General features: G+C 41.9%; 14 protein-coding genes and 2 pseudogenes. 9 read left to right on the top strand and 7 right to left on the bottom strand.

Features of this window, described 5'->3' with window-relative positions:
- Positions 1 to 55: 55 nt before the first annotated feature.
- From aceA to AAC852_RS12960, 3 genes are all read left to right on the top strand, one after another.
- A complete protein-coding gene (gene aceA, locus AAC852_RS12970; protein WP_340621395.1) occupies positions 56 to 1,363 on the top strand; it encodes an isocitrate lyase in 1,308 nt (435 codons plus the stop codon).
- A 78-nt stretch (positions 1,364 to 1,441) separates the two neighbouring features.
- Positions 1,442 to 3,178 carry a bifunctional isocitrate dehydrogenase kinase/phosphatase gene (gene aceK, locus AAC852_RS12965; protein WP_340621394.1) on the top strand — a complete coding sequence of 579 codons (1,737 nt, stop codon included), beginning with the start codon at positions 1,442 to 1,444 and terminating at the stop codon, positions 3,176 to 3,178.
- Between the two features lie 242 nt (positions 3,179 to 3,420).
- On the top strand, positions 3,421 to 3,981 hold the full coding sequence (locus AAC852_RS12960; protein WP_340621393.1) for a hypothetical protein: 561 nt from the start codon (positions 3,421 to 3,423) through the stop codon (positions 3,979 to 3,981).
- Between the two features lie 167 nt (positions 3,982 to 4,148).
- Here the strand turns inward: AAC852_RS12960 and AAC852_RS12955 are convergent, their stop codons facing one another.
- The 4 genes and pseudogenes from AAC852_RS12955 to lysC all read right to left on the bottom strand — a co-directional run bounded on the left by AAC852_RS12955 (position 4,149) and on the right by lysC (position 8,050).
- Positions 4,149 to 4,790 carry a bifunctional 4-hydroxy-2-oxoglutarate aldolase/2-dehydro-3-deoxy-phosphogluconate aldolase gene (locus AAC852_RS12955; RefSeq protein WP_340621392.1) on the bottom strand — a complete coding sequence of 214 codons (642 nt, stop codon included), beginning with the start codon at positions 4,788 to 4,790 and terminating at the stop codon, positions 4,149 to 4,151.
- 38 nt (positions 4,791 to 4,828) lie between these two features.
- Positions 4,829 to 5,428, bottom strand: a pseudogene (locus tag AAC852_RS12950) (IS982 family transposase); the annotation flags it as partial.
- Between the two features lie 174 nt (positions 5,429 to 5,602).
- Positions 5,603 to 6,433 (bottom strand): glyoxylate bypass operon transcriptional repressor IclR, encoded by an 831-nt coding sequence (gene iclR, locus AAC852_RS12945; RefSeq protein WP_340621391.1) that lies wholly within the window; start codon positions 6,431 to 6,433, stop codon positions 5,603 to 5,605.
- Positions 6,434 to 6,676: 243 nt separating this feature from the next.
- Positions 6,677 to 8,050, bottom strand: coding sequence for a lysine-sensitive aspartokinase 3 (lysC, locus tag AAC852_RS12940; RefSeq protein ID WP_340621390.1), 1,374 nt, complete (start codon positions 8,048 to 8,050; stop codon positions 6,677 to 6,679).
- Positions 8,051 to 8,364: 314 nt separating this feature from the next.
- Here lysC and pgi point away from each other — a divergent pair, with 314 nt between their 5' ends.
- From pgi to ubiA, 3 genes and pseudogenes are all read left to right on the top strand, one after another.
- Positions 8,365 to 10,011, top strand: coding sequence for a glucose-6-phosphate isomerase (pgi, locus tag AAC852_RS12935; protein WP_340621389.1), 1,647 nt, complete (start codon positions 8,365 to 8,367; stop codon positions 10,009 to 10,011).
- Between the two features lie 180 nt (positions 10,012 to 10,191).
- Complete coding sequence (ubiC, locus tag AAC852_RS12930; protein ID WP_340621388.1) at positions 10,192 to 10,719, top strand: chorismate lyase; 528 nt, start codon at positions 10,192 to 10,194, stop codon at positions 10,717 to 10,719.
- Between the two features lie 13 nt (positions 10,720 to 10,732).
- Positions 10,733 to 11,588: pseudogene (gene ubiA / locus AAC852_RS12925) on the top strand (4-hydroxybenzoate octaprenyltransferase).
- A gap of 85 nt (positions 11,589 to 11,673) precedes the next feature.
- On the opposite strand, the gene plsB reads toward ubiA, so the two are convergent.
- Positions 11,674 to 14,142, bottom strand: a complete 2,469-nt coding sequence (gene plsB / locus AAC852_RS12920) for a glycerol-3-phosphate 1-O-acyltransferase PlsB (protein WP_340621387.1) — start codon at positions 14,140 to 14,142, stop codon at positions 11,674 to 11,676.
- A gap of 137 nt (positions 14,143 to 14,279) precedes the next feature.
- Between plsB and AAC852_RS12915 the strand changes: the two genes are divergently transcribed.
- Both AAC852_RS12915 and lexA read left to right on the top strand, forming a co-directional pair.
- Positions 14,280 to 14,651: a diacylglycerol kinase gene (locus AAC852_RS12915; protein WP_340621386.1), complete on the top strand. Its 372-nt coding sequence runs from the start codon at positions 14,280 to 14,282 to the stop codon at positions 14,649 to 14,651.
- 118 nt (positions 14,652 to 14,769) lie between these two features.
- Positions 14,770 to 15,387: a transcriptional repressor LexA gene (gene lexA / locus AAC852_RS12910; protein WP_047683915.1), complete on the top strand. Its 618-nt coding sequence runs from the start codon at positions 14,770 to 14,772 to the stop codon at positions 15,385 to 15,387.
- A 137-nt stretch (positions 15,388 to 15,524) separates the two neighbouring features.
- Here lexA and zur read toward each other — a convergent pair whose 3' ends face one another.
- Positions 15,525 to 15,989 (bottom strand): zinc uptake transcriptional repressor Zur, encoded by a 465-nt coding sequence (zur, locus tag AAC852_RS12905; RefSeq protein ID WP_340621385.1) that lies wholly within the window; start codon positions 15,987 to 15,989, stop codon positions 15,525 to 15,527.
- 568 nt (positions 15,990 to 16,557) lie between these two features.
- On the opposite strand from zur, the gene dusA reads away from it, so the two are divergent.
- Positions 16,558 to 17,595 (top strand): tRNA dihydrouridine(20/20a) synthase DusA, encoded by a 1,038-nt coding sequence (gene dusA / locus AAC852_RS12900; protein WP_340621384.1) that lies wholly within the window; start codon positions 16,558 to 16,560, stop codon positions 17,593 to 17,595.
- Between the two features lie 30 nt (positions 17,596 to 17,625).
- Here dusA and AAC852_RS12895 read toward each other — a convergent pair whose 3' ends face one another.
- Positions 17,626 to 18,609, bottom strand: coding sequence for a quinone oxidoreductase (locus tag AAC852_RS12895; protein ID WP_340621383.1), 984 nt, complete (start codon positions 18,607 to 18,609; stop codon positions 17,626 to 17,628).
- Positions 18,610 to 18,719: the final 110 nt, after the last annotated feature.

Below are 18,719 nucleotides of genomic sequence, written 5' to 3'. Positions count from 1 at the left end.
AATATCCGATTAATAAATTAATATCTAATTAATTAAGAATAGGAAGTAAAACATCATGACCGTTTATCGAGCACAACAAATCACTCAATTAGAACAAGAATGGAAAAAACCACGCTGGAAAGGTATTAACCGTCCATATAAAGCTGAAGATGTCATTAAATTACGCGGCTCAGTTAACCTTGAACATACTTTAGCGCAAATGGGAGCGGACAAGTTATGGGAACTGCTGCATGGAAAATCAAAAAAAGGTTATGTAAACGCACTTGGAGCACTGACAGGTGGTCAGGCGCTTCAACAGGCTAAAGCTGGCATTGAAGCGGTTTATCTTTCTGGCTGGCAGGTTGCTGCTGATGCTAATACAGCCGCCAGTATGTATCCTGATCAATCACTCTATCCGGTTGATTCTGTACCGAATGTTATTAAGCGTATCAATAACAGCTTTCGTCGTGCCGATCAAATCCAATGGGCTAATGAAATTGGTCCTGAGAGCATGGAATACGTTGATTATTTTCTGCCGATTGTGGCGGATGCAGAAGCTGGATTTGGTGGTGTATTGAATGCATTTGAATTAATGAAATCAATGATTGAAGCTGGTGCTGCCGCTGTTCATTTCGAAGATCAGTTGGCTGCGGTGAAGAAATGCGGACATATGGGCGGCAAGGTATTGGTGCCGACTCAAGAAGCCATCCAGAAATTAGTAGCCGCGCGTTTAGCGGCAGATGTATTAGGCGTTCCAACTCTTCTTATTGCCCGTACTGATGCCGAAGCTGCTGATTTACTGACATCTGACTGTGATCCTTATGACAGCGAATTCATCACTGGCAAACGGACTTGCGAAGGCTTCTTCTGCACCCGTGCCGGTATTGATCAGGCTATCAGTCGTGGATTGGCCTATGCACCGTACGCAGATGTTGTTTGGTGTGAAACTTCTACCCCCGATATTGAGGCTGCCCGTCGTTTCGCAGAAGCGATTCATGCAGAATATCCAGAAAAATTACTGGCATATAATTGCTCTCCATCTTTTAACTGGAAAAAGAATCTGGACGATAAAACGATTGCCAGCTTCCAGGAACAACTTTCTGAGATGGGATATAAATTTCAATTTATCACTTTGGCTGGTATTCATAGCATGTGGTTCAACATGTTTGATTTGGCATATGACTATGCTCGCGGCGAAGGAATGAAACATTATGTTGAGAAAGTTCAAGAGCGGGAGTTTGCAGCACTTGATCGAGGTTATACTTTCTCTTCACACCAACAGGAAGTGGGTACAGGGTATTTTGATAAAGTAACTACGATTATTCAGGGAGGAGCATCTTCCGTTACTGCTCTGACTGGATCAACAGAAGAACAGCAATTCTAAGTTCATATATCTATTGATATCACTTTTGGGGGATTCCGTAAGGAATTCCCCTTTACGCGTCGGATTAAGGTGGTAAATATGGAAACAGATTTCGCACACTTAGTAGCACAAACTATTTTGCAGGGATTTGATGCGCAATATGGCCGATTTCTGGAAGTCACTTCTGGCGCACAACAGCGTTTTGAACAGGCAGATTGGCATGCAGTACAGCAGGCAATGAAGAAACGTATCAATTTGTATGACCATCATGTTGGTTTAGTGGTTGAACAATTGAAATGTATCAGTGGTTCATTGCAATTGCAGTATGACGAAGAGTACATTGCCAGGGTCAAAGCTGTTTATACCTGTTTACTGCCGGATTATCCTCGTTTTGAGATTGCAGAAAGTTTTTTTAACTCAGTTTATTGCCGCTTGTTTCAACACCGCAATTTGAAACAAGAAAATTTATTTATCTTCTCTTCTCAACCGCTGTGTCGCTTTCGTCATATTTCGCGGCCATTGTCGCGGGATTTTTTTCCTGATGGTAACTTAGAATCGATGTTGCAAGCGATCTTAAATGATTTACCGTTGCGCCTGAAATGGGAAAATTTAGAGCGGGATATTGGTTACATCACACAGTACTTACTGAATACATTTTCCCGCCCCGACTTATTGCAGGCAACATTTCAGATTGCTAACGAACTATTTTATCGTAATAAGGCTGCTTGGTTGGTAGGAAAAATCAAAATGGGTGCAATGGCTTATCCATTTTTATTGCCCATTCACCATGATGAATCAGGCAGAATTTTTATTGATACTTGTTTGACCCATCACGACGATGCCAGCATCGTTTTTGGTTTTGCCCGCTCTTACTTTATGGTTTATGCCCCTTTGCCGGCAGCAATGGTAGAGTGGTTGCGTGAAATCTTACCAACCAAATCAACGGCTGAACTCTATATGGCTATTGGTTGCCAAAAACATGGTAAAACAGAATATTACCGTGAATATCTGACGTTTATTAACTCATCTCAAGAGCAATTTACCATTGCGCCGGGGGTGAAAGGTATGGTTATGTTGGTCTTCACTTCTCCTTCCTTTGACCGTGTATTTAAGGTCATAAAGGACAAATTTGCGCCACAGAAAGAGGTATCCCAGGAGCGGGTTCAGGCGTGTTATCGGCTGGTAAAAGAGCATGATCGCGTCGGAAGAATGGCAGATACACAGGAGTTTGAGAATTTTGTCATTGATAAACGCCATGTCAGCCCGGAATTAATGGAGGAACTGCAAAAAGAGATCCCCACGAAACTCGAAGACCTGGGTGACAAGATCTTGATAAAACATCTTTATATGGAACGGAAAATGATCCCATTGAACATATACATGGAACAAGTGGATGAAACTCATATGAAAGATGTCGTAGAGGAATATGGGAATGCGATTAAGCAGTTGGCAGCAGCGAATATTTTTCCGGGTGATATGTTATTTAAGAACTTTGGTGTTACCCGTCATGGACGGGTAATTTTCTACGATTATGACGAAATCTGCTATATGACCGAAGTAAATTTTCGGGATATACCTCCGTCGCATTATCCAGAAGATGAACTTGCCAGCGAACCGTGGTATAGCGTTGCTCCCAACGATGTTTTTCCTGAGGAGTTCCGACACTTTCTATGTAGTGATAAGCGTATTCGCAAGTATTTTGAAGAAAGCCACAGTGACCTATTTAAAGCAGATTACTGGCGGGCATTGCAGGAACGTATTAAAAATGGATATATAGAAGATGTTTTTGCTTATCGCTGTAGACAGCGATTCAGTCAACGTACTGAAATAAACTAAATAAAAAAATATAATCAGTGGTATTACAATTTTCACAGATAAAGATAATGTATCGTTGTATGCTAAAAAATAGCATCTACATAATACATTTTTAAAATGACTAGCTATTTTTTTACCGATTTTAAATGGTATGATTCTATTTAAGAAGATTAAGTTTATTTCTATATATAATTTAATAATTATAATCTTTACCATTAATAGCATCATATCATTTATTTATAAAAATATTTAGGGAGGAAATAATGGCTCAGGTCATTTTATATGGTGATATTTTACATATTAAGAATAATTATGCTGATGGAAGTTATCTTGATGTTAATGGACAGTCGACTTCAGTGGGGGAAAAATATAATGTCGTCACTTCTGTTTCATCAAATCGTGATACTGGTTCCGGTTCATGGCAGATTTTATCAGCAGAAGGTAAAAGTTTAGGGACGGAGGTTTATAGTTGTGATACGGTATTTTTCTTGAATTTTTATAGAAATAATGTGGGATATCTGAGAGTTAGTGGGAATGCACCGTCACCAGAACTCTATAATGTTTATACTGCGGATAAACCTGTACATGCCCTTGATACTGCAACATGGCATATTTTTTCAGAAGCAACCGATAAACATGATGGTAAAGTTCGTGAAGGTAATATTATTCGTCTGCTGAATGATTTTAACCATACGCATGGCGGTTTTCTCGATGTCTGTTGGCGGGCAGATCAACCTGGTGCTGTATATAAAGTTTATACTTCTCTGTTATCAAATAGAGTTAATGGTACGGGGACATGGACATTATCTAAAGCTATTTGTTAAATTTAATCATTTTTATTAAATGAGTTGTGATCGTATTTTAAATCATCTGAGTTATCTTATAATAAAATTAATTAATTCAAGGAAATATTAGATAAACAATGATAAATTTTTCTCAATGCGGAAATTTTTTAATCTTAAATTTCCGCATTAAGTTTTAGATAAGAAAATTACCCTTTTGCTCCAGCAATAGCAGTACGTGCCAGTTCTGTAATCTGGGCATAATCCTCTTTTTCCAATACATCATTCGGAACCAACCACGAGCCACCAATGCATAGAACACTACTTAATGCCAGATAATCCCGATAATTTTCAGGGGAAATACCGCCAGTTGGACAAAAACGTACCTGTGGGAATGGGCCAGCAATAGCTTTCAGTGCTTTTACACCACCATTCGCTTCTGCCGGAAAGAATTTGAAGCAGTTTAAACCATAGCTCATACCTAGCATTAATTCAGAGACTGTAGAGATCCCCGGAATAAGAGGAATTGAACCAGTAGACGCTGCTTTTAGCAACTCATCAGTCAATCCCGGACTAATGGCAAACTGTGCACCAGCTTCAGTAACGGCTGCCAATTGTTTTGTATTAATGACTGTTCCAGCACCGATAATCGCTTCAGGAACTTCTCTGGCGATAAGGCGAATAGCTGCCAGTGCGCATTCAGTTCTCAGAGTGACTTCCAACACGCGTATTCCACCGGCAACCAGCGCTTTTGCTAATGGTACAGCATGTTCAATTTCATTGATTATAATGACAGGGACGACAGGGCCATCGGTCAGGATGCTTTCTGCAGATGTTTTCCAGTTATTCATTAGCAGTTTCTCTCGTCAAATCAGATATGAGGGATTTACGCCAATTCCTGACTCAGATATCCTTTGTCGCCGTAAAGAGAACCCGTGAGATCTTTTGATAATTCGCGTACAGGCTCCCTATCATCCACATTACCCGGGGTCACTTTAAGCGCTAAAATTTCGCCCAGATGGTTAATAATCAGGTGTAATTTGAACCCATAGAACCATCCCATTGAGGTTTTTCCGCGTTGCGCTATGCCCTGAAAGACCTTATGACGAGGAATACGGATGTTATGACAAACGCGCAAACTCGTGGAGTCGATAAAAGCAATGCCTGTCGGTTTTCCTTTTAATTGAGTCAGATAACTGGATAAGGGGACCAAAACGGACGGGGCAACGCTGATAAAACGGGTATAACTGAGCAAGGAGGGGAAGTCGCGGTGATGGTATTGCCAGATATGCTCCAAATAAAAGTTTTTAAAATCACGGTAATGCGACCGCTGAAAGAGGATTAAAATTGTCATGATTTCACTGGGATACATGCGGCCTTGTCTGCGGCGCAGGCGGTATCCGTTATCGAGACAAAACTGCGCCCACTGGGGGATGAAAAGACGACAAAAGTCGTCGACATCGCAGAAAATTTCAACTAACTTGTCCATGAATTCAGGTTAATTATAAAAGTGTTATTGAGCCATGGCTCTTGATGCTAGGCATCACGTAATGACATATCAGGATGGGCAGAAGAACCTGGTGAATACAACCCCATGATTTTAATGACCATCTCATCTGGTTGATATTAGCTGTGTCGTAAAAAAGTGAAATTAACCAAAATATTACTTAATTCCTCCATACTCCCGACTCACCTCTTTTGCCGCTCGCATAACAAGAGCACCAAGTTCAGTGACTCGATCATCAGAGATGCGCGATATTGGGCCGGAGATAGAAATAGCAGCAAAAGCCTCATGATGCTCATCATAAATGCAGGCAGCGATACAACGTAACCCAAGGGCATGTTCTTCATCATCAAATGAAAAACCCTGCTTACGGATTTGTTCAAGATTTTCTTTCAGCGCGGCTGCTGTGGTATGAGTATGTTGTGTATAGGCGTGTAATCCTTTTTTATGCAGTAATTGTAGGCACTTTTGTTCGGACAGTGTGGAAAGGAGCGCTTTACCTGCGCCGGAAGCGTGCATCGGCAACTGGCCGCCAATTGGGGCGGACATTCGCATCAGTGCATTACACTGCACTTGATCAACAATCACTGCTTCATACTCATCAATATTGAAAATAGCAAGATTGACGGTTTCGCCAGAATCTTCCATTAGTTGGCGTAGAATCGGGTGAACTAATACCATCAGATTGCGGCTTTGCAGAAAGCTGCTGCCGACAACAAAAGCATGTGATGCAATTACCCACAATCCCAGATCGCCAATCTGACGAACAAAACCATGTTGTTGTAATGTGGTCAAAAGGCGGTGGGTGGTGGAATTGGGAAGGCCAGCCTGAATAGCAAGGTCAGTTAATGCGACTCCACTTTGTGAATCAGAAATATATTCCAAAAGGGATAGACCTCGGCTTAAGGATTGAACCTGACCGCTTGCAGCGGCACTACCGGTTGTCATTTTAGTTTTTTTGGTACGTTTGCTGGCAATGGCGGAGCTCATAAGATTCCCTCTAAATTATCCTCTACTTACAGCATAACTGTGGTAGAAAAAATGGAATTTGTTTTCGTTTTCTTATTATGGATGATAAAGAGGCAAAAAACACATCCGATGAGTAGAGGTAAATATTACTTTTAGCGAGAGGAAGTATGAGCCTTTATGAGCTATTGAAGGTGTAATCTCATCCCATAATAGGATGAGATTATATTACATCATATAGTTAATATGTTGATCAGTCTTTGAATTTCAATCTTCAAACAGATTACGATGAAGTGTCTGAACTATCTGTTCTGCCTCTTTGCCGGGTACAAGCAGACAAACATTATGGCTACTTGCTCCATAGCTGATCATACGGATATTAAAGGATTCCAGGGGGCCAAAAATCTCTTTTCCTAATCCTTTGGCCTGTGAAAGTTTATTGCCGATAATTGCTACCAGTGCCAAATCTTCTTCAACTTCCACACGACATGATGTTGAAAGTTCAGTTAGCAGGGCATTGGTCAGCAAACTGCCATTCGTGCTGGTGGAACCTGTGGTATCCAGTGTCAAAGCAACACTTACTTCTGAAGTGGTAATCAAATCCACTGAAATATTATGACGTGAGAGCAGGGTAAAAATCTCTGCCAGAAAGCCTCTTGCATGTAACATTTTCAGGCTATGCAGGGTTAATAAAGTTTGTTTACGCCGCAATGCCAATGCCCGAAAGCGAGGTGGATTTTTCGTTCTGTCGCAAACCAGTGTACCGCCAGCCTGCGGCTTTTTACTCGAACCAACGAAAACAGGAATACCACTGCGGATGGCTGGCAGTAGAGTGGCTGGATGGAGAATTTTGGCACCAAATGTTGCCATCTCGGCCGCTTCATCAAAAGCAATCTTATCAATACGATTGGCGGTTGGGACAACTCTGGGATCGGTTGTGTAGATCCCCGGAACATCCGTCCAGATATCAACACGCTGCAAGCCCAGTGCTTCGCCAAGCAGGGCGGCGGTATAATCACTGCCGCCACGTCCTAACGTTGTTGTGCGGCCTTTTTCCTCTCTGCCGATAAAACCCTGTGTAATGACGATCGTGTTATTCAGACGAGGTTGAAGATGTTCTGCCGCGAATATATTGAGCTGGTTTGTGTCAGGCTCTGCTTGCCCAAATTGATCATTGGTACGCATTATCCGGCGGATATCAAACCATTCGACATCCGTGTTGCGCTGACGTAACAATTCAGCAAACAGCAGTGTAGACATGACTTCCCCATGACTGACTAACTCGTCAGTCAACGCCTTAGACGTTGCCAGTGAGGCAGTTTCTGACAACGTTGTGATATTATCCAATAAATGCTCAATCTCTTCTTTAAGCACAGCCGTTTCATTTAATCGCTTGATAATCGCATATTGAATATCACGGATCTGCTTCAGGCACTTCTCCCGTTTATCGTTATCGCAACCAGATGCTAATGTGACCAATAAATTAGTTACACCAGCGGAAGCTGATAAAACGACTACGCGAACATCTCTGTTTGCCAAAATAATATCAGCACAGTTATTCATGGCATCAAAATCTGCCACACTGGTACCACCGAATTTTGCAACAACATACTGCGAGTAGGGAGAAGATACTGCACTCATGGATAATAGCCTTCTGTTTTAGGAATAGAGAGTTAGTTTAGAAATAAAAGATTAGAAATATCGGGTTAGCTTTGTTGAGTCAATGCTTGAGAATTAAGCATCAATATCTTTCATGATCAGAATGAAATTATCGTTTTTGCCTATATATCCAGTGGATGTCGAATTTGAAGGGTATAAGCAATTAGAGCTGGAAATAATAACTTATTTTGACCAATATCAGTTAGTAAAAGGAAAAAGAGATCCATCACAGCATTAACTTGTTACAATTCTATGCATTCCTATTGTTTATCTACAGTTGATAGAGAGCATCATTCATGAAAAACATCAACCCTAGCCAGACCGAAGCCTGGAAAGTATTGCAACAGCATTTTGAACAGATGAAGAATATTCACTTACGAGATCTGTTTGAACAGGATAAGGCGCGTTTTGCGACATTCTCTGCAACGTTTGACGATCAGATTCTGGTGGATTACTCCAAAAACCGTATTACTACGGAAACATTGGAAAAATTACAGGCATTGGCGAAAGAAACGGATTTGTCCGCTGCTATCCATAGTATGTTTTCTGGTGAAAAGATTAACCGTACTGAAGATCGTGCTGTGCTGCACATTGCTTTGCGTAACCGCAGTAATTCTCCAATTCACGTAGATGGGGAAGATGTTATGCCGCAGGTGAATGCGGTGCTGGAAAAAATGAAATCGTTCAGTGATCGTATCATTGGTGGAGAGTGGAAAGGCTATACCGGTAAAGCTATTACTGATGTAGTAAACATTGGTATTGGCGGCTCTGACCTCGGCCCATATATGGTAACTGAGGCATTGAAAGCCTATAAAAACCACCTCAATATGCATTTTGTTTCTAATGTGGATGGAACCCATATTGCGGAGACATTGAAATCTCTGGATCCAGAAACCACACTATTCCTGATTGCGTCCAAGACCTTTACCACACAGGAAACAATGACTAATGCTCATTCTGCCCGTCATTGGTTCCTGCAAAGTGCAGATGATGAAGCATATGTGGCTAAACACTTTGCCGCGCTTTCAACGAATGAGAAGGAGGTCAGCAAATTCGGCATTGATCCTCAAAACATGTTTGAATTTTGGGATTGGGTTGGTGGCCGTTATTCCCTCTGGTCTGCGATAGGCTTATCTATAGCCCTTTCCATTGGTTATGATAACTTCGAGCAGTTGCTGAGTGGTGCTCATGCTATGGATAAACACTTTGAGCAGACCGCGCCTGAACAAAATATTCCTGTTCTGTTAGCGCTGATTGGCATCTGGTATAACAATTTTTTTGGTGCAGAAACTGAAGCGATTCTGCCTTATGATCAATATATGCACCGTTTCGCTGCATACTTCCAGCAGGGAAATATGGAATCAAACGGTAAATATATTGACCGCAATGGTAATCCGGTAAATTATCAGACCGGGCCGATTATCTGGGGAGAGCCGGGTACAAATGGTCAGCATGCCTTCTACCAGCTTATCCATCAGGGTACGAAACTTATTCCATGTGATTTTATAGCACCTGCAATTAGTCATAATCCGGTTGCTGATCATCACAGCAAACTACTATCTAACTTTTTCGCACAAACTGAAGCACTGGCTTTTGGTAAAACTCAGGCGCAGGTAGAAGCTGAATTTGCTGCCGTCGGGAAGAGTGCACAGGAGGTGGCAAATGTTGTACCGTTTAAAGTGTTTGAAGGTAACCGCCCAACCAACTCAATTTTATTGCGTGAAATGACACCATTCAGTCTGGGTGCATTAATTGCCATGTATGAACATAAGATCTTTGTTCAGGGGGCAATTCTGAATATATTCTCATTCGATCAATGGGGAGTGGAATTGGGCAAACAATTGGCAAACCGTATTCTGCCTGAATTGCAGGGGGCAGAAGTTGTGAATAGCCATGACAGTTCTACAAATGGTCTCATTAACCGCTTTAAAAAGTGGCGTTAATCTGATTTTCTATTTTATTTAATCTTATCCCCCCAATAACACCATATATCGGGGGGATATTTTTTAAATTTCCATAATTTGCTATCAACTTTTTATTTTATTGGCCGGCAACATGCTATCCTCACATTCCACTCGTTGTGCTGTCGGAGAAATTGATGTTCTCCGCGATTGGAAAATGACATGGCAGATGACACAATATTAACTTCTACACCTATTCACTGGTTTTCGGCTGGTGAAGTCAATACTCCGGAAAATATTTTAGACTGGCTGATGGAAGTCGGTTCAATGACACATCGTTTTGAACAACATTGCCATCATGTAACAGTTGCACCATTTCGGGAATGTTTCATTACAACAGCAGATATTGGTGATGAAAGTGAGCATTTACCTGTAAGCGAAAAGTATTGGTTACGTGAAATTGTCTTATACGGAGATAATATTCCGTGGTTATTGGGGCGTACAGTAATCCCAGAGGAAACATTAACAGGGCCAGACAAAAAGCTGGTGGATGTTGGAACCGTTCCACTTGGGCGCTATCTGTTTAGTGGCAATAATCTGACACGAGATTATATTCAAATAGGTCAACAAGGACAGCGTTGGGCACGGCGCTCTTTGTTGCGTTTATCAAAGAAGCCTCTACTACTTACAGAAGTTTTTTTGCCGGCATCACCTGTATATAAAATAAATAATATGAAAAGGGAGAAATAGATTGGAGGTTAGTATGACGCGAAATAAATGGCGCGCCTATTGCCGTTTAATGCGTATCGATAAACCCATTGGCGTATTATTGTTATTATGGCCAACCTATTGGGCATTATGGATAGCAGCAAAAGGTATGCCGAACTTACATATCTTGCTGATTTTCACTCTGGGTGTCTTTTTCATGCGGGCGGCAGGATGTTGTATTAATGATTTCGCTGATAGGAAATTTGACGGGCATGTTGAACGGACAAAATTTCGTCCGCTCCCCAGTGGTGATATCAGCGAAAAAGAATGCAAAATCTTATTTGCCACTTGTGTTGATCTCTTTTGTGCTTGTATTGACACTGAATAAAATGACGATTGCTTTATCCTTTGTCGCGCTGGGATTGGCATGGATTTATCCTTTCGTTAAACGGATCAGCAACTTGCCACAAGTTGTGTTGGGTGCAGCTTATGGTTGGTCAATTCCTATGGCTTTCGCAGCAGTAAGTGAGTCCTTACCATTACAGTGTTGGTTATTATTTCTGGCGAACATAATCTGGTCTGTAATCTATGATACTCAGTATGCCATGGTGGATCGTGATGATGACCTGAAAATTGGTGTGAAATCAACAGCAGTACTGTTTGGTCGTTTTGATAAATTAATCATTGGTACTTTGCAATTCGTTATGCTGGTAATTCTCGTATCGGTTGGTTGCATAGTGAATTTAGGGGGAATGTATTACTGGACAGTATTATTGGCAGGAGCGCTCTTTATCTATCAACAAAAATTGATTTCTGACCGTCAGCGGGAGTCGTGTTTTCAGGCATTCATGAACAATAATTACGTTGGTTTTATTTTGTTCCTCGGTATTCTTTTCAGTTATGTTTTTTAAGAGAACGGGCGTTAGCACCGCCCGTTAATCTTCTCTTTTTCAGAACGATCAGCTTAAGAATAATTCTATTCAGAATGTCAAAGCGTTATTCCTGATTTTCATTTGCTGGTTTGTGGTCATTGTACTCAGGAGGCATGCTGACACTCTCAATGGTCAAACGGATCTCTGGAGACATTAATTCACTCAATACCTGATAAAGAGCATGGGCACTTATGGTGACCATGTTACCGTTATCGTGGATATAACCTTCTTCACGCAGCGTATTCACTGAGCAAGCGAAAACCGCTTTATCAAAGAATTCCGGCGCATTGATTCCATGTAACACGGATAAACGTTGCGCCAGCATCCGGCTCTCTTTCTCCAATGTACCTCGGCTGATATCGGGAGTTGCATTCAATAGAGAAAGCGTGATGGCATAGCGTTGTAATGTTTCCCGGATACCTGCTGCCAACAATTGTAATGGACGGATACGCGCAGGATTGAGTACCAGTATCTCCTGCTCTTTATTACAAACCAGGCATTGACGCGCCAGTTCATCAATCAATGTATTAACCACATCAGGCAACTCTTTCTTGCTATAGCGCATGAAAAGTTCTTGCTTAAGCAGAGGATAAATCAGTTGTACCTGCCTAAGCAGTTCACTGCGGCTGATACGGCGGTGATGCATCACAATGCTGGAAATCAAAGATGGCAGGATCAACAGATGTTGGATGTTGTTGCGATAATAGGTCATCAATACCGCATTTTCGCGAGGCAGGATAATAATATCCCCAAGACTGTCTTTTTCGACCTCAAACTTATTCATCCGTAAAGCATGATCCAACAGTTCTTCCGCTGTTTTATTCGGTACTGTGACATCATTTGCGTAAGAAGCATTGCGCAACAATTGCATATAGCAGTCTAATTGCTCAATCAACTGTTCACGAGTAAGTGCTCGCTGACGTGATGACAATAAAGCCGTGCTACATAGATTAATTGCATTTGCGGCTGCGGAGTTATTGATATTAACCATAATATTGCCAGCCAGCTTACTAACAGTTGGTGTCAACCATGCCGGGCGCTGCGCTTCTATTGGATCGATAGAATCACGCCATTCCGGAACATGCTGATTCAGATATTGTACTAATGGGATTGGTTCGCCGAAGTTCACATACCCTTGCCCCAGATTACGTAGTTTACGTAACCCGCGAACCATCTGGAAAAATCCTTCTTTTTCTTTAGTTGCGCCCCGTAACTCTTTGGCATAAGTCGCAACCTCCATCACATGTTCATAACCGATATAGATTGGCACAACGGTGATAGGGCGTGATTCTCCGCGCAGCATTGCTTGTAATGTCATCGAAAGTGTGCCGGTTTTCGGATCAAGCAGGCGGCCTGTCCTGGAACGACCTCCTTCGACAAAATATTCAACAGAATAACCACGAGAAAACAGTTCTCCCAGATATTCGCGGAAAATTGTCGAATAGAGTTTGTTGCCTTTAAAAGTGCGGCGGATAAAGAACGCACCAAGGCGGCGGAATATTGGCCCTGCTGGCCAGAAATTCAGGTTAATACCGGCTGCAATATGTGGTGGAACCAGCCCCTGATGATAAAGCACGTAAGAAAGCAGCAGATAATCCATATGGCTGCGATGACATGGAACATAGACCAGCTCATGACCATCTTGAGCCAATTGGCGGGTCCGTTCGGCATTATGGACATTGATGCCCTGATAGAGGCGATTCCACGTCCAGCTCAAAACACGGTCTGTTATGCGTACAGTTTCATAGGAGAAATCCGCTGCAATCTCTTCCAGCATATTGATAGCATTCTGTTTTGCTTTCTCTGGCGAAATTTTCTTGCTACGGGCTTCATCGGCAATGGCTTTTTCAATGGCTTTGGATGCCAGTAACTTTCTGAACAGATCCTGTCGGGCAGGTAAACGTGGCCCGACTGCTGCCAGACGTTGACGGGAATAGTGGATCCGTGCAACACGGGCAAGTTTATTGGCAATAATCGTATCCGTACCATGATCATTAGCTATACTGCGCAATGAAACAGGCGTGGAGAAACGTACGAAACTATCCCGACCGAGCCACAGGATTGCAAAAAACTTCTGGATCCCATTGAGAAGTCGCAACTGTGGTGCTGTATTTGTTTCTTGCCCTTCACGTCCTGGGGAACGTCCAAACATCACGGAAACGGGCACCATCTGAATATCCAGATTAGGATTATTGCGATGTAAGTCCAGATAAGAATGAAAAATCTTTACAGACTCATGCTTAGGCGCATAACAGCGGAACACACGTGGGCCGTCATCAATAAAAACACAACTTGGGAGCTGTGCATCATCAATATCCAAAGGGGTTAAAGGATCTGGTAGATCTTGAGCCAGACATTGTTGACGCAAGGTCAATAAGTCGGCTTTTGAATGATACGGGAGCACATACAAAATAGGCCGGGTCGTATCAAGACTCAATTCTTGAATGGGAGCCGTTGGAATAAGCTTACTTTTTACTAAAAGTTTTATCGGAAAATTCAATAACTTGTAATATATTTTACGCCAAGCTGACATAACTGCTTTAAGCCTCTTATTAGCAATGCGTCGCAAGCATACCAGAAACAGATTTTGAGATCTGTGGAAATAAGATAATAATAAGAACTAAAAGTTATATTATCTTAAAACTATTATGATTATTGAAGAAAATTTTTATGGCGAATCAATCAACAGGCTTGAGCCGTATTATTAAAGCAGTGAGGTATTCAGCAAAAGGTATTAAAGCCGCGTGGCAGAATGAGGCTGCATTTCGACAAGAGGTAATTTTAGCTGTCTTAGCGATTATTGTGGTGTTTTCCTTTGATTTTGGCCTGCTTGAGAGACTTTTTCTCATTAGCTCTGTCATATTGGTGGTTATTGTTGAAGTGCTAAATAGTGCAATTGAGGCCGTGGTTGATCGAATCGGCAGTGAATATCACGAATTGTCAGGGCGGGCAAAAGATATGGGCTCTGCCGCAGTATTTTTAGCTGTTATTTTGGCACTATCCATTTGGATAACAATCATTGGGTCGCATTTTATACGCTAAGGTGATTTATTTTTCATCAAAATTCGTTATTTAGTCGCTTTTACATTCTGATAGGTTCCCAATTCAATTTTAGCTGTATATACTCACAGTCAGACTGTATAAACAAACAGGGGGCGAAATGAAAGCATTAACTGCCAGGCAGCAACAGGTTTATGACTTGGTGCGTGACCATATTTCTCAAACGGGTATGCCACCGACACGTGCTGAGATTGCAGCACGCCTTGGTTTTCGTTCACCTAACGCAGCAGAAGAGCATTTAAAGGCACTGGCGCGTAAAGGGGTGATAGAAATTGTCGCTGGTGCTTCCAGAGGTATCCGTTTGCTGCTTGAAGAGGAAGATGAAGGTACGGGATTACCACTAATCGGTCGTGTTGCTGCTGGTGAACCACTATTGGCTCAGGAACACATCGAAAGCCATTACAAAGTGGATCCGGAATTATTTAAACCAAATGCTGATTTTCTATTGCGTGTTCGTGGTATGTCAATGAAAGATATCGGTATTATGGATGGTGATTTGCTTGCTGTGCATAAAACGCAGGATGTTCATAACGGGCAAGTTATCGTGGCTCGGATTGAAGATGAAGTCACAGTAAAACGCTTTAAACAAACAGGAAACAGAATTGAACTGATTGCTGAGAATCCTGAATTTGAGCCTATCGTTGTGGATTTACGAGAACAGAATTTTACCATTGAAGGATTGGCAGTTGGCGTTATTCGTAACGGGGATTGGTTCTGATTGTAAAAGCGGATAATTACACTTTGCCATTTTGGGCGGTCATTTTTCATTATCCCAGCGAATAAAACGTTTATCTGGGAACTTGGAAATTAATAAACTTATCAGTGATGACCGCCTAATAAAACGGACTTTAAAACTTATTCCGTACAGGAATTCATTTCATGGCAGGAAGAGCACAAGCCGTGAACTTCTATTACACTATGCCGCAGATGAAATCCTGCATCTTGTGCTAAATTTTGTATAGCTGATTCAATATCTTTAGCATCTCGTTCGGTAACAGAACCACAGTTATCGCAAAGAAACATAGCTGATGTATGACAAGGTTGTTCAAAATGATGACAAATCACATAGCTATTCGTAGATTCTATTTTGTGGACAAAACCCTGTTCCAGTAAAAACTCCAACCCTCGATAGACCGTTGGCGGTTTTGCCTGTGGCTCAGCTTCACGGAGCAGATCCAGCAAATCATAGGCACTTATTGCACCTGGTTGTGCTGAAATTAAACGCAGAATTTCAAGGCGTTGAGGTGTCAAACGAACCCCTCGCGACAGGCAGATTGCCTCAGCCCGTGTCAGTAACTTTTTTTGGTTGATAGTTTTCATTACATCCTTCACACTCAGCATATGCCAATGGTTGTAATGTTATCATGTTTTTTCAATTCATAGCTGAAATCTACTTAATGGCCATGGCCCTATCATTCTTTTTGATTATCAATTAATAAATTAGTTTTCTTGGCTTTTGGGGTAGAGACTATGATTGTTAAATTGAGTTATTTACCAAATAGCTAAGCCAGCAATAACAACACCAATTTTCTATAGAGCTATTGAAATAGACCTTTAATTATGACTTTTTAAATATGATAAATAAAAATATTTCATTATCGTATTTTAATAAAAAATAAGTACTGTTTGTTATTGTTTTAATTAACCTCAGTGCTGCTTAAGCAGCGCTAAGGTTATTTATGCAATAGATCTCCAACCGTTAAATCTTCGGTATCATTCTGTGTGGGCCATCAGATTTGACACCAACGGTGCAGCGATAACGAATAGTACCATCTGCTTGAGGGCGTTTTTCTATGGTATAGTAGGCCATTATTTACCTCTCAGTCACCAGTACACCATTTGGTGTGGTGTACTGGATGGTGTACCAATAATCTCAAAATAGCCTAAAATGCACGAAAATATACAGACACAAAAATGTAGTGAATTCACTGAAATACAAAATGGAGGCGGGAAATTCAAACCTTCCCGCTTTTCCGTAGCACCGATGTTAGATTGGACTGACCGTCATTGCCGTTATTTCCATCGCCTGCTAAGTAAAGAAGCGCTGCTTTACACAGAAATGGTTACCACAGGCGCAATTATTCATGGCAAAGGGGACTATCTGGCTTATAACGAGCAAGAGCATCCATTGGCATTGCAATTGGGGGGCAGTGAACCGCAGGCATTGGCGCACAGTGCTAAGATCGCACAAGAGCGTGGTTACGATGAAATTAATTTGAATGTCGGTTGTCCGTCTGATCGTGTACAGAATGGTCGTTTTGGTGCCTGCCTGATGGGAGAAGCTACGCTGGTAGCCGATTGTGTCAAGGCGATGCAGGACGTGGTAGATATTCCTGTCACAGTTAAAACCCGTATCGGTATTGATGAGCAGGATAGCTACGAGTTTTTGTGTGATTTTATTGATACTGTCATGAAAAACAGTGAGTGTGATCATTTTGTGATCCATGCTCGCAAAGCGTGGTTGTCTGGTTTGAGTCCAAAAGAAAACCGCGAAATTCCGCCTTTGGATTATCCACGGGTCTATCAATTGAAAAAAGATTTTCCACAACTAACAATTTCCATTAATGGTGGAATTAAGTCATTGGAAGAAGCGAAGCAGCATTTACAGCATGTTGATGGTGTGATGATTGGACGGGAGGCTTACCAAAATCCATCTATTCTGGCGAAGGTCGACCGTGAATTATTTGACCAAACCGCTCCCGTGACAGATACCGTTGAGGTGGTGAAGGCACTTTATCCTTATATCGAACAAGAATTGTCAAAAGGCACTTATTTAGGGCACATTACCCGCCATATTTTGGGTATTTTTCAGGGAATTCCCGGTGCACGTCAATGGCGTCGTCATTTGAGTGAGAATGCACATAAACCTGGTGCTGACATTATGGTTGTTGAAAAAGCATTGGAAATGGTAACAGAGCGGATGTAATCCGCTCAGGCGCTTTGTTCAAAATGGGAATCACGGTATCAACAAACTGGAACCGTGGGTTGCTCGGCTTTCCAGTATCTGGTGTGCTCTTATCGCTTCGCTTAGTGGAAACTTCTGATTTTCTCGAACATCTACATTGATTTTACCGCTGGCAATAAAATCAAACAGGATTTTGCTGGCTTCAGTCAACTCCTTATGTGTAGTGATATAACCATTAAGGGAAGGTCGGGTAAGAAATAGTGAACCTTTCTGATTGAGAAGTCCGACATTCACTCCTGTTACTGGTCCTGAAGCGTTACCGAAACTGACCATCAATCCTCTGGGGGCTAAGGAATCAAGTGAATCCAGCCACGTAGCCTGACCAACAGAATCATAAACCACATCAACTTTTTTCCCGTCAGTAAGTTCCAAAACACGTTCCACAATATTTTCACGATTATAATTGATGGTCTGCCATGCACCCGCAGCTTTGGCAAGGTTGGTTTTTTCGTCTGAACCGACTGTTCCAATCAATTTCGCACCTAATGCTTTTGCCCATTGGCAGGCAATCAAACCGACACCACCGGCTGCGGCATGGAATAGGAAAGTGTCACCTGCTTGAACCTTGTGTGTCTTATAGAACAGATAATAAACTGTTAGTCCTTTTAAAAGAGAAGCAGCCGCCTGTTCAAATGAAATTGCATCCGGCAGGATAGCTAATTTGCTGGCGGGAACATTATGTACGTCACTGTATGCGCCCAAACCGGATTGAGCATATGCCACACGATCTCCAACTTTGATGTATGACACATTTGAGCCAACTTTTGTGACAACGCCAGCGGCTTCCGTCCCTAATCCACTGGGAAGACCTGCTGGTGGGTAGAGGCCACTACGTACATAGGTATCAATATAATTGATTCCAATAGCTTTATTCTCAATCTGTATTTCATCAGGTGCAGGATCAGTAGGCGTAAATTCACAATATCGGAGTACTTCTGGGCCGCCAGTGGCGGAAAATTCGATGTGTTTTGCCATGGTAACTCTCTCATTCTTTAAGAAATATTGGGAACAACCTCGCACGTTTGTAATGGAATCGCTGTAAACGGCGATAATATCCCCGAAATCATTGCAGACTATATTTACTT

Source organism: Xenorhabdus siamensis, assembly GCF_037996745.1.
In the GTDB taxonomy this organism is placed as follows: Bacteria; Pseudomonadota; Gammaproteobacteria; order Enterobacterales; family Enterobacteriaceae; genus Xenorhabdus; species Xenorhabdus indica.
This window is presented reverse-complemented; position numbering and strand designations above follow the sequence as displayed.